The organism is uncultured Exiguobacterium sp. (assembly GCF_964277885.1).
Lineage (GTDB): Bacteria > Bacillota > Bacilli > Exiguobacteriales > Exiguobacteriaceae > Exiguobacterium_A.
In genome coordinates this window covers 17,337-29,674 of record NZ_CAXYJR010000007.1, presented here as the reverse complement: position 1 = coordinate 29,674, position 12,338 = coordinate 17,337, and the positions used below count along the sequence as shown (strand labels likewise).

Below are 12,338 nucleotides of genomic sequence, written 5' to 3'. Positions count from 1 at the left end.
ACCCCTCGGTCCCCATTGTCCTTTTCATTTGACCGGTACTTCGTCTTTCCGGTGGCGCTGATACAAGCTGACCATCGTCTTCAAGAACGCAACGGAATCCTTGACGAGATTGACATGCGATCCTTCGCGCTCGATGCAGGTCACCGGTTGTTGGTAGACCCGTAGGCGTTCTTTTTTCGCTGCATACATCAGCTCTAAATCAATTGCGAGACCACTCTCGACGTGTAGATAAGGCAACAGACGATGGACGACCCGTCGGTTGATGATCTTCAGACCGGTCTGTGAATCGGTCACCCCTTTCGGTAAGAAGAACCGTGTCAGATTTCGTTTTCCAAAGCTCATGAAACGCCGGACGGCTCCCCGGTCTTCGATCGTCAAATCCTTCGTCCCGACGACGATGTCATAATATCCTTCCTGGGCGATCGTCAGCAACCGCGCGATGTCTTCAATTCGAAACGAGTTATCCGCATCGACGAAGACATAATAATCACTCGAGACGTTTTTCATTCCCTCGATGAACAGACCGGCCTTCCGTGTATTTCGTTCGACCTGGTGTACTTCTAGATATCCGACCGTGAATAACGTATCGGTCGCTTCCATGACGATCGAGCGATACTCCTGTAAGAGTGCTTTCGATCGATCTGATGAAGCATCATCAAAGAAATTGATCGAAGCGTGGATGTAGTCTTCGCTGATGAAGGTCGCAAGCGACTCTAAAAAATCTTTTACATAATTAAAACGTTTCTCTTCGTTAAATATTGGCAATATAAAGGCTATAGTATCCTTTAAAATGGGATATTCAGGATGGATGATATGCTGGATTTCAGCAAACAATTCATTCGGATAGGCTGGGCGATAAGAAAACAAGCGAAGCATACCGTCTCCTTGAACCGTGTGATACGGAAAATCTCCCTTTAAACGAATGGCTTCTTTAATCAACAGGATTTTGGAACGTGGACGTACAGCTCGAATCTGATTGGCGATCGCAAGCTCCTCTTCACGTGTCTTATAGTCGACGACATACAACAGAATCTCGTGTTCTTCTGCTTCTTGAATTTCAGTGCTAGCGATTTGTTTAAACGAGGCAGGACATCTGCCAGGTTGTGTGTAAAACAAAACCGGATAATAAGAAATCAAAGATTCGTATGGAATATGCCGCGAGTGATCGGTGAAAACAGCAATATGTCCTTGACTCATAAGTTTCATCCTTTCCGTAAAACAGCTCTGACTGATGGGAGGTGGCTCCATGACAAGTTTCATTCAGCGACATGCCGTCCTGTTGATTTTTCCGATTCTCGATGTAGCGTTGAATCTCGTGAACTATGCCTATCATTTACTATTAGCCCGTGAGCTTTCTAGTGCTGTCTACGGATTACTGAATGCTTATCTAGCTTTCTTAGGTCTTCTACTCATCATCGGTGGCGCTTTACAATGGACCGTGACACGTGACTACAGTCAACAGAAGACAAATGATTATCAAAAGCTCCGTTTTCGTATACTGGTGGTCACAGGATGCTTTTTACTTATTTTACTTTATGCATTACCTTATTTCCTGCCTTTTGCCAAAATAAACCTACTAATTGTTTATTTCATCATCGTGTTTCATATCCTTCTGTCTTTTCGTCGTGGTGTCTTACAAGCGACTGAACGCTTCTATGCCCTAAACCTCTCGTATTACATCGAATCCGTCGTCAAAGTCCTAGCCACATGGTTTTTGATTCAGCAAACGAACATCAGTTATGCACTGTTGTTCATCTTGGCCGGCATGATTGCGTCCTACCTATTAAGCCTGATACAAGTCACGTTCCCGGTTAGTAGCGGGCAAATCCAGGCGAATGGACTCGTCCATATGATCCATACACAGATCGTCATGACGCTCTTCTTTACACTTGATAGTCTCCTCGTCACCCGTTATTTTCCGCAGTTCGCAGGAGATTATTCCGTTGCCTTACGCTTCGGTCAACTCCTGTTATTCGTCGCGTTATCACTCGCCCAATTATTGTTGCCGCGCTTAAGTCAAAAAAGTCAGGATGAAGCCTTTCTTCTTTGGGAGCGGCGCTTTTACCGTATCTTGTTAGGTGGACTCGTTCTTGCTGTTTTGGTGTACTGGACGATCGTTCCTTACCTGATTCCGCTTCTATTCGGGAGCGGCTACGACATGGCAACTCATTACATCAAATATATGGTTTTCGTTTATGTCGGCATCACATTGATTCAATACGAGGCACTCGTCCAGTTTTCCCTACATCGAACTAGTTACTTGAAAGGCTACTGGCTGATTCTGATTCTGTTCGTCCTTGTTTTGACGACATTTCACTCGACCGTTGAGATTTGGTTGCTTGCACAAGCAGGTGTCTTTTTACTTGGCGCCCTGATCTTACGTTTCACCTTACCTCGACACCCCGATCCCGTGAAGGAGGCATAACATGAAACCCTATCTACTTTTTTTATCTTGGCGCGATATCAAACACCCGAAAGCAGGTGGCGCAGAAGTGTTCACCCACGAGATGCTCCGACGTGTTAGTGACGACTATGAAATTACCCATTTTTCTCCCGCATTCGAAGGCGGACATGATGTCGAGTACTTGGACGGAATCACTTATATTCGGAGAGGTACTGCACTTTCTGTCATTCCGCTCGCCTTTTCTTATTATCAGTCGCATGCTGCGACGATTGATTTAGTCGTCGACCAGATGAACACGCATCACTTTTTCACACCCTTGTATGTTCCATTAGCGAAACGTGCCCTCTTCATTCATCAACTGACACGTGAAATCTGGCAAATCAATGTTCGTCCTCCATTTTCATACGTCGGCGAATGGACGGAGACGCCACGTCTGCAGCTTTACCGGACCGGTCGCGCGTTGACGGTCAGTCAATCCACAGCAGACGACCTGCTTGCTGTTGGTTTCTCCAAGGACGACGTAACGATTCTACCAGAAGGTCTCTCCTTTACCCCATGGAACGAGGAGGACTGGAAGCCAAAAGAAACACATCCAACTTTTTTATACGCTGGACGGATGTCTGCCTATAAAGGAATCAATGATGCACTCCAAGCTTTCGTCATCGTCAAACGGGAGTACCCTGACGCTCGTTTCTGGGTCATTGGAAAGAAAGACGAGGCGTATATCACCGAGCACCTTCATCCAATCGTTCCGGAAGAGATGCGTGAGGCCATCACCTATTTCGGATTCGTCAGTGAGGAAGAAAAGCTCGAACGGATGAGTCGCGCGACGGCGCTCCTGTTTCCCTCCAAACGAGAAGGTTGGGGTCTGACGGTCAGTGAAGCGGCAGCTGTCGGTACACCGACGATCGTCTATGACGCCCCTGGACTGCGTGACGCCGTCCAGTACGGTATGACTGGTTACATGGCCAAAAGTCAGACGCCGGGCGCACTCGCTGCCGAGATGCGTGCCTGCTTACGTGACCCGGAAGAATACGAAATGATTCAAGCAGCCGGTCATCGTTTCGCTCAGACCTTGCACTGGGATCATACAGGTCAAGGGTTTCGAAACTGGTTGCAACGCGAATTAATACCTGTCGCACTGAAGGAGGATTTTTCATGATTGGAATCGCTATGTCCACATACGAAAATGAAGCAATCATCACGGAAACGATCCGCTCACTTCAGACACAACAGGCTTCTTTCCTTTGTGTCATCACGGATGATGGTTCGACCGATTCGACTGTCGCGACGATGCGTCGATTGACCGCAAATGATACGCGATTCGAAGTGCTTGCGCTACCGCACGGTGAACGAGGTATCGCTCGCAAGACTGCCATTGATCGCTTAAAGCAATACGATGTCGAATACCTCTACATCATTGATTCCGATATGGTACTTGAAGAACAGTTATTAAAAAGCTGCCTCTTATATCTTCAGGCACATTTAGAGGTCGGAGCACTCGTCATTCCCGAACGCGCGTACAGTGATTTTGATAATTACTTCAGTCAAGTGAAGGTCTTTGAGCGTAACCTGTTTAACGTCCCAACGGATCAACTCGACACGCATACGATGGAAGCCGCGCGCTTCTGGCGGCTCGAGGCGTACGTCGCCTCGGGCGAGATTGATCCGACGCAAATCAGTTTCGAAGAGACGCAGCCGACGATCCGTTATTTAGAACAAGGCGGAATCATTCGCCGTGCGACGTTCACTTACGTACACCACAACGAAAAGCAGGTCGAATTAAATGACCTGCTTCGAAAGAAACGCTATTACTTTGATGTCATGCCCGCGACGCTCGACGCGGAACAGGGTGGCTTCATGAAAGCCTTACGACGTTGGTATTTCTTCCGTCCCGTTCTCTATCATCAGGCTAATTTAAAAAAATATAGTCGTCATCCACTACTGACCGCTGGTGTCATCTACATGTACTTACGTCTTAGCTTCATTGGTGTAGAATCCCTCTTCTTCAAACGGGTTTCGTAAGACTGCCAGTAAGTGACTGATAGAGGATGTACGTTCCGAACTGCGTCGGGAATTCGAATCGATGAATACCGTTTTGGTCTTCTAGAATCTGTTCATGATGATCAATCGTCAGGGCACGTTGACTGATGATTGATCCATCTTCGTAAAAGAGACAATACGGACGATTTGAATTGATTAACACATCAGTAAAATGTTGTCCCAGATTCCGTTTACGTTGTTTCGTTTCCACGACCTCATCTCCGATGCGCGTCATGATACTAAGAACTCGATCGTCAATTTTCAATGGTTTCGTCATCATCCGACTGACGTTTCCTGCGTTCACAGCTGCCAGCAACGTATGGACTTGCATATAATCCGTCAAGACGATTTGTTTCGTTAACGGCGCCTGTTGTTTAGCAGCACGCAACAGCTCGACACCATCCATTTCTGGAAGTCGAAGTTCTGTCAGCAAGACATCAACGTCGGAGTTGCTGAGTTGTTCCAACGCCTCTTCTCCTGATCCTGCTTCCTGTACGTCTTGTCCCGCTGCCAGTAGTTTACGACGTAAAATCCGTCGTGTCGGTTCATGTGAGTCAACTAATAGATAAAGTGCCATATGCTATCGCCTCCGTTTTAAAAAGAAAGGATGGTCGTCAATGTATATTCTTTTACTATCAGGTGGATCCGGAAAACGGCTTTGGCCGCTCTCGAACGATTTGAACTCGAAACAGTTCTTAAAAATCCTGGAAGATCGCGATGGCAATAAACAATCGATGATGGAACGCGTCTTTCAGCAGCTTCAGGAAGTCGGTCTGGACGACCGGACTGTCATTACGACGACGAGTTCACAAGTCGATGCAATCGAAAATCAGCTTGGATTCCGAACGTCCATCATTCAAGAACCGTCACGTCGCGATACGTTCCCTGCGATCATGCTTGCGACAAGTTATCTCGCAGAACGAATTGATTTAGAAGAGACGATCATCATCATGCCGGTCGATCCTTACGTTGAACTATCGTTCTTTGAACGCTTCGAACAACTGGACCAAGCCGTCCAAGAACATCCGGATGCGCTTCATTTAATGGGGGTCGAACCGTTGCATCCGACATCAAAATATGGCTATATCATTCCGCAGACTTCCGACAATATGTCCATCGTCGATCGCTTCCAAGAGAAACCGACCGTTGAAGTCGCGAGTGACTTAATCGAACAAGGTGCACTATGGAACTGTGGTGTCTTTGCCTGTCGCCTTGACTTCTTAATGCAGTGTCTAGAAGAACAAGCTGTGCCGACGACATTCGAGGCGCTCCGTTCGAACTACGAGGCACTAGAAAAGACATCATTTGATTATGCGGTTGTTGAAAAGACCGATTCTTTATTCGTTCATCGGTATGATGGTTACTGGAAAGATCTCGGAACATGGAATACATTAACGGAGGAGATGCCGCATCCGCTTCATGGAAACGCCCGGATGCTCCATTCGAAAAATACGCATATCGTCAATGAATTACAGGTTCCGGTCCTTGGAATCGGACTTGATAACTTAATCGTGTCGGTGAGTCCAGATGGTGTCCTCGTTGCGTCCAAAGATGAGACACCTGCTTTAAAGGAATATTTGACGGATGATACTTTGCCACCACAATTTGAGTGGAAACGCTGGGGTTATGCGACGATTTTACATCAACAGCAACTAGAGGACGGGCGTTATGCCGTGACCCGACGGTTGCATATCAAGGCACATCAGCAAATCAGTCATCATTATCATGCGCATACCGACTCGACATGGAGTATCTTACAAGGTCGCGCTGAGGCACTGATCGATGGTCAGTCACAGCAGCTCGGACCAACTTCTGTCGTGCATATCCCACAAGGTGTTCCGCATACGCTGACCACACTAGAAGATCTGATCATGATCGAAATTAAATATTCGATCGATTGGACGGAACAAGATAACTATCCGCTCCCGACCTCCATCCGGTCCAAACCATGATGTTAGAAAGGGCACCTCTTATCGGTGCCCTTTCGTCTGCTCTAGTCTAAAAACACTTCACTTGTCACGAATGTGACGGATCCCGCTATTTCGTAATCTCCCGCTCGACGCGGTACAAAGAATTGGTTTCCTTTCTGTAAAGGAATCACGCGACTGCCTTGCCGCGCTTCTCCTTTACCATCGATGACAGTCAACAAACGAAAGACTGGATGATCATGTAATGTATATCGACCGATCACTTCATGACGGATCACCGTAAAGGAAGGTACTTGAAGCAACTTCGTCATGACACCCCCTTCCTTGATGATCGTCTCTGGTTGGTTCGTCCACGGCTCATCTGGAATCGTCGTGACAGCGATTGCCTTCTCAACGTGCAATTCTCTCGGTTTCCCGTCATCTCCTAATCTGTCGTAATCATATAGTCGATACGTCCGGTCGCTCATCTGTTGAATCTCAAGAAGAACGATGCCTGGTCCTAGAGCATGAATCGTACCACTCGGAATGTAATAAAATTCGCCAGGTTTTACTTTTTGATGCCGAAGAGACGTCTCCCAGTCCTTTTCTTGCGCGCACCGGAACAAGGCATCTCGTGATTGTAGATTGTGACCAAGAATGATTTCTGCCTCTGGTGCAGCCTCTAAGATATACCAGCACTCATTCTTACCGAATGGTTCTCCTTCTAGCCGTCGTGCCTCCTCATCATTCGGATGGACTTGTACGGATAAGTACGCGGACGAGTCCAGAAATTTTACATGAAGCGGAAAGGCGTCAAGCAGATAATCACCGAACAGTTCCGTCCGTTTCGTTTGCCATAATTCATCTAGCGTCTTCCCCTGATCAGGTCCATCTAAGAAATGCGTCCGTCCACTCGCATGAGCGGATGCTGTCCAACATTCTCCAATTTGTCCTTCTGGTAACTCAAACTGAAACAACGCCTCTAACCGTCGACCGCCCCAAATTCGTTCTTTGAAAATTGGTTGAATGGCATACATATCGACGCGGACTCCCGATAGACTAGGAGCGACGCTTCACCTCCATCTATACGTTTGGTTACCTCTTTATACCCATTTTTATGTCTATATTATCCAAATAAAACAGATTGAATCATAAAAAAACCAACTCTTAGTGCATCACTAGGAGTTGGTTTTCGTACAGTTTGCTAGCTCTTTTTATTGTTCGAGATAATCGATGATCGTCTGCGGATCCACTCGTTTCGTATAATCCGATGATACTTCAGCGAAACGAATCACACCACCGGTATCAATGATGAACGTCGCCGGTTTCGGTAACTGCCAATCCTCATTTCCGTTGTGCTTCGCTACATCAAGTCCCGATGCTTTGTAAATTTCAATCAAATAATCTGGCAGGTCGAACACCAAATCAAATTGACGGGATACATGTAAATCAACGTCACTTAAGACAGGGAAACTTAACGCATTCTTGTTTGCTGTCTGCTCAGCAAATTCAGGTGTCTCCGGACTGATCGCAACGACAGTCGCTCCCTGCGCACGAATACGGTCGATTTCCCGTTCATACGCGCGAAGCTCGAGATTGCAGTATGGACACCAGCCACCCCGGTAGAACGTTAAGATGACAGGACCTTGCTCGAGTAATGTCTCGATCGCCACAGGCTTGCCAGATACATCGGGTAACGTAAAGTGTGGAATCGTATCACCGACACCTAGACCTTTAGCAATACCAGAAGCATCCAGCTCAGCTGTCGCTTCCGCCATCAACCGTTGTTTCTCAGCAGGTGCCTTTTGTCGGAACTCTGATTGATACTGTTTGATTTCTTCGAGTAAGCGTGTCATGTGTTCTCCCCCTTTATTGCTGTATAGAATAACAGGGAGATTACTCGTTTGTCTCTTCTGACGACTCTTCTGCCTTCTTCCGGAATCGTTTCACAAATCCCATCAGTTGTTCCGGTGTTAATTCGAGCTTATTCTCATAGACATATTTCGTTCCGTATCCGAGTGCAAGGGTGGCAGTCGAAGCGACTCCCGCGGCAATGACGGCACCATACCCCGGAACTAGCTTCGCCATTTGCCGAAAAGCAGTCTTTCCGGAGTTTCCGACGATTGTCACGACAAGCAATTCCTTCGCACTCTCCTTGGATAACTGTCGTTCATACAGATTCGATAACTTGAGCATCAAGCCGATTTGAATTGAAGTCAACGGAATGATATCAGCTCCCGGGAACGGGACGGCACCGATCGCACCAGCGGCTGTTCCGGCACCGACGATCCAGTTGTTGGCGATCTTCCCACGAACGGTCGGATCCATCTGGCGAACGAACACATTATCCTTGTCGAACTTTTTTAAGATATCGAGGACCTCCCGGCGGAGCCGATCGATGTTCGTTCCTTCTCGTGCTGATACGGGAATGATTTTGGGTCCTGGTAGTTTTTCTGCAATATGCTGGACGATCGTATCGACATCATCCGTCGCATCCATCTTCGTGACAACGATCAAGACATTTTGGTTATGTTGATAAATCTTACGGAAATTCTTCGTCTCCGTCTCAGATAAAACAGTACCTGCCGCATTTAAAAAGTAAAGGATGACATCGGCACTTTGATAGTACGTCCACGTCGCTTCCGAGTTCTGTGTATTGGCATCATTCAATCCTGGTGTATCGACGAAGATGACTTTATCTTCCGGGTGCTGCCGGACTTGATCAATCCGGACCGTTTCACCCGGGCGCGCCCCGACCGTTGCGACTTCACGACCAAGAATCGCGTTCAAAGTCGAAGATTTTCCCGCATTGACATCTCCGATCAGAGCAACCGTCACGTCCTGCTCCAGCGATTGATTGAAATCCCGTCGCTCCGATTCAAACGACTGATCAAAGATTTCCTCCAGTTTGCGTTTCCGCTTTTGCTGATTGGTCTCAAGTCCTTCACCAAAAAAATCATCCATCGTGATCCCTCCCCCTTCTTCTGCTGTCTGTCTTTTCCCGTTATCTATTGATTTCAATACAAAACAGGCAAGTGAACCTCTTGTCCACTTGCCTGTTTTTAAAGATATGTGCTGCGTCGCTCGAGCAACACCGTATCGCGCCATCTGCCACCAAGCCGACCAATTCGCTCCCGGCGACCGACTTCGCGAAAATCAAATCGTTCATGAAGGCGCAGACTCGCTTGATTTTCCGGAAAGACTTGCGATTGCAGGGTCCAGATGCCTGCTGCTTCACTTGCTTGAATGACGTTTTCCATCAGGCGTGTGCCGACACCTTTGCCGCGCGCTTCTTCGGCGATATAAAGGCTGATTTCAGCGACACCGGCGTATGCCGGAATCGAAGAGAATGGACTTAACGCGACCCAGCCGAGCAGTTGCTCGTCTTCCATCGCAACGAGGCGGCTGTGTGCGTGGTGATGCTTCGTCCATTCTTCGTACGGTAATGCTTCCGTGCGAAACGTCGCCTTCTCCGTCTTTATTCCTTGTTCGTAGATCCGGACGACTTCTGGATAATCCGATTCTTTCATTAGTCGAATATGCATGGTGTCTCCTCTATTCGTTCATCATCTCATCAAGTTTTATACTTCTAATCGCACCGCCATTTCCCGACCGAATCGATCCCCGTGATCGATGAAGCCGAGACTTGCATACAGACGGTGTGCCGCCTGATTATCCGGCCGATAGCCGACGACGATTCGTTTGGCTGCGGGTAACACGCGCATCTCGTCAATTACGGCTTGCATCGCTAATCGTCCGATCCCGTTTCCTTGCTGTGTCTGATCGATCATAATGCGGTAAATCCAGTAACCATCGAGTTCTTCTAGTTCCGTGTTGTACATCACAAAACCAACGACTGCTCCACCTGCAATGATCGCCCGAAGGACAAGGCTCGGTTCGAACTTCGCTTGCGCGATCGAGTAGACGTTCGTTTCCATGAAGTCTTGCTGTTCTGCTGTCAATGTCAACTCACAACACGCTTCCCAGTTCTCTGCCGTTACCGGTACAAGTTGAATCATGTTCATTTCCCCTTTTAGTTAGACGGGAGTTGCCTCCAGCGTCTGTTGATCACATCGTTGCACAGTGATCGCCCCCTTTCCTTCTCTCTCCTATCGGTTGGTTTAATTCATTGTTGAAGAACTGCTGCGTTTTCAAGCACCGCAGGTAGTTCGGCTAACGATGTAATCGTAAATGTCGGCTTGATATCCGTCGCTGATTTTCCGTCTGGATTAAACCAACATGTGGCGATACCAGCTTGATTGCCACCTGCGATATCAGCTGACAAGGAATCCCCGACGATGATCGTTCGCGCCGGGTCGAATTGCGGAATCTGCGCAAATACGTGGTCGAAGAATCCTGCCATTGGCTTTTGAAAACCCGTCTCCTCTGAAACGAAAATCCCTTCAAAGAAATCCGTTAATCCAGCGCCATCGAGCCGTGCGCGTTGTGTCTTCGAAATACCGTTCGTGACGACATACATTGTGACGTTTCCGGTTAGCTGCTCAAGTAGCGCCGTTGCACCCGGAATCAATTCTGTTCCTTGTGCGAGATAGCCGCGATACGTTTCGTCAACTTCTCGTCCGTCGACCGTCCGTTCTTCTTCCGCGAAGAACGTCACGAACCGTGAGTGAATGACTTCCTCACGTGTCACCTCGCCTCGTTCGAGTGCTTTCCAAAGTGCTTGATTGAGTGTTTTATAGCGCGCTTCTCGCTCCGGCGTCCACTGCAACTCTTGTTGCTCGAGCAGGCGGCGAAAGGCAATCCGTTCCGTCGCTTCAAAATCGAGTAATGTATGGTCAATATCGAATAATATTGTCGTGTAAAACATATTCAAGCTCCTTTTCGTACGTGTTGTACAGTCGTTGTTTTCCCGCCCAGTTGAAATAACAGCACGCCGCCACCAATCAATAGGACACCGAGTGCTTTCGTCCATGTGAACGGAACGGTCTGTAAACCAAACCAACCGAGCGTATCCCACAGCAAGGCAAACAAGATTTGCGATACCATGACGATCGAAATCGCTCGACTCGGTCCGAGTTGTTGAACGCCTTGTGTCACACAGAGGACGACACCGACACCGATGATTCCGCTGAACCAAAACCAGGTTTGTGCCTCTTTTAGGGCAAATAGTTGTGATCCTTCGACGATTAAACCAATCGTCAGTGAAGCGAGGAATCCGAGTCCAAGGACTAGCGTCGTCGTCGCCCAAGCACCGACATGTTCTTTGACTTTTGCGTTAAACGTGTTTTGAATACAGACGAGCATGCCCCCACAAAGGGCAAGAATGATTCCCGTAACCATGTCACACCTCTTTCATTCGTAAATGCTTTCTCCAACGCGTTCCATCAACCCGTCCCGATCAATAATTTCAATCGTATGCTGCGTCCGGCGAATCAATCCATCGTCGACGAAATGGCGTAAGACACGATTGACATGACGGTAGCTCGTCCCGATCAAATCTGCCGCATCGACGAGTTCCTTACTCGCAAAAGCATCCGTATTAGGTGTCATCGACAACAAATAACTAGCGAGCCGAACTTCAACTGGGTACAACAGATTGAAGCTGAGCGTATGCGATTTTAACTCAAACTTTTTCGTGATCGTCTCGAGTAAAAATAATAAAAAGGCAGAATGATGGACACGTGCTTCTTCCAAATCCGGATAGGCAATGCGTAAGACGGTCACTGGTGTCACTGCCTCGACCGTGTTCATCAAATCAATCTTTCGGACGAACTCAATATCACCGACGAGATCAAACGGATGCTTGAAGGACAACACGAGACGTTTCCCCGTTGCCGACATATGCGTGATCTTCAATTTCCCTTCGACGAGCAGGTACAGTTCATGCGCAACATCGCCTTGTCGGCATAAAGCCTCACCCGGTGCGAACGTCTGGATGTGCATCGCCTTGCGTAGCGATGCGTCAAAGATATGCTCTAACTGATAGCGTTCTAAATAGGTCGTAATGTCCGTCACGCTTTCTC

The 12,338-nt window shown here is 47.8% G+C and carries 14 protein-coding genes; 4 read left to right on the top strand and 10 right to left on the bottom strand.

The window, feature by feature from the left end; all coding sequences use genetic code 11:
• Positions 1–24: 24 nt before the first annotated feature.
• Positions 25–1,197, bottom strand: a complete 1,173-nt coding sequence (locus ACHWTJ_RS14195; RefSeq protein WP_294739593.1) for a glycosyltransferase — start codon at positions 1,195–1,197, stop codon at positions 25–27.
• Between the two features lie 49 nt (positions 1,198–1,246).
• On the opposite strand from ACHWTJ_RS14195, the gene ACHWTJ_RS14190 reads away from it, so the two are divergent.
• From ACHWTJ_RS14190 to ACHWTJ_RS14180, 3 genes are read left to right on the top strand one after another with little or no spacing between them, the layout of a single operon-like run.
• Positions 1,247–2,425, top strand: coding sequence for a hypothetical protein (locus ACHWTJ_RS14190; RefSeq protein ID WP_294739595.1), 1,179 nt, complete (start codon positions 1,247–1,249; stop codon positions 2,423–2,425).
• Position 2,426: 1 nt separating this feature from the next.
• A complete protein-coding gene (locus ACHWTJ_RS14185; RefSeq protein WP_394679886.1) occupies positions 2,427–3,566 on the top strand; it encodes a glycosyltransferase family 4 protein in 1,140 nt (379 codons plus the stop codon).
• Entirely contained in the window at positions 3,563–4,429 is an 867-nt protein-coding gene (locus tag ACHWTJ_RS14180) for a glycosyltransferase family 2 protein (RefSeq protein ID WP_394679885.1), read from the top strand. The genes ACHWTJ_RS14185 and ACHWTJ_RS14180 overlap by 4 nt, the downstream gene beginning before the upstream one ends.
• On the opposite strand, the gene ACHWTJ_RS14175 is transcribed toward ACHWTJ_RS14180, so the two are convergent.
• Positions 4,413–5,024 (bottom strand): response regulator, encoded by a 612-nt coding sequence (locus tag ACHWTJ_RS14175; RefSeq protein ID WP_294739600.1) that lies wholly within the window; start codon positions 5,022–5,024, stop codon positions 4,413–4,415. The two genes, ACHWTJ_RS14180 and ACHWTJ_RS14175, sit on opposite strands and share 17 nt — an antisense overlap.
• A 40-nt stretch (positions 5,025–5,064) precedes the next feature.
• On the opposite strand from ACHWTJ_RS14175, the gene ACHWTJ_RS14170 reads away from it, so the two are divergent.
• The gene (locus ACHWTJ_RS14170) at positions 5,065–6,399 is read left to right on the top strand and encodes a sugar phosphate nucleotidyltransferase (RefSeq protein ID WP_294739602.1); all 1,335 of its coding nucleotides are present in this window, start codon (positions 5,065–5,067) and stop codon (positions 6,397–6,399) included.
• Between the two features lie 41 nt (positions 6,400–6,440).
• On the opposite strand, the gene manA is transcribed toward ACHWTJ_RS14170, so the two are convergent.
• The 8 genes from manA to ACHWTJ_RS14130 all read right to left on the bottom strand — a co-directional run bounded on the left by manA (position 6,441) and on the right by ACHWTJ_RS14130 (position 12,330).
• Entirely contained in the window at positions 6,441–7,391 is a 951-nt protein-coding gene (gene manA / locus ACHWTJ_RS14165) for a mannose-6-phosphate isomerase, class I (protein ID WP_294739604.1), read from the bottom strand.
• Positions 7,392–7,568: 177 nt separating this feature from the next.
• On the bottom strand, positions 7,569–8,210 hold the full coding sequence (locus ACHWTJ_RS14160; protein WP_294751879.1) for a peroxiredoxin-like family protein: 642 nt from the start codon (positions 8,208–8,210) through the stop codon (positions 7,569–7,571).
• Between the two features lie 40 nt (positions 8,211–8,250).
• The gene (locus ACHWTJ_RS14155; protein WP_035399298.1) at positions 8,251–9,318 is read right to left on the bottom strand and encodes a YcjF family protein; all 1,068 of its coding nucleotides are present in this window, start codon (positions 9,316–9,318) and stop codon (positions 8,251–8,253) included.
• 98 nt (positions 9,319–9,416) lie between these two features.
• Positions 9,417–9,899, bottom strand: a complete 483-nt coding sequence (locus ACHWTJ_RS14150) for a GNAT family N-acetyltransferase (RefSeq protein WP_294748372.1) — start codon at positions 9,897–9,899, stop codon at positions 9,417–9,419.
• Between the two features lie 36 nt (positions 9,900–9,935).
• Entirely contained in the window at positions 9,936–10,373 is a 438-nt protein-coding gene (locus tag ACHWTJ_RS14145) for a GNAT family N-acetyltransferase (protein WP_394679884.1), read from the bottom strand.
• 107 nt (positions 10,374–10,480) lie between these two features.
• The gene (locus tag ACHWTJ_RS14140; protein ID WP_294748367.1) at positions 10,481–11,182 is read right to left on the bottom strand and encodes a YjjG family noncanonical pyrimidine nucleotidase; all 702 of its coding nucleotides are present in this window, start codon (positions 11,180–11,182) and stop codon (positions 10,481–10,483) included.
• Between the two features lie 2 nt (positions 11,183–11,184).
• The gene (locus tag ACHWTJ_RS14135; RefSeq protein ID WP_023466690.1) at positions 11,185–11,655 is read right to left on the bottom strand and encodes a DMT family transporter; all 471 of its coding nucleotides are present in this window, start codon (positions 11,653–11,655) and stop codon (positions 11,185–11,187) included.
• Positions 11,656–11,667: 12 nt separating this feature from the next.
• The gene (locus ACHWTJ_RS14130; RefSeq protein ID WP_294748364.1) at positions 11,668–12,330 is read right to left on the bottom strand and encodes a Crp/Fnr family transcriptional regulator; all 663 of its coding nucleotides are present in this window, start codon (positions 12,328–12,330) and stop codon (positions 11,668–11,670) included.
• Positions 12,331–12,338: the final 8 nt, after the last annotated feature.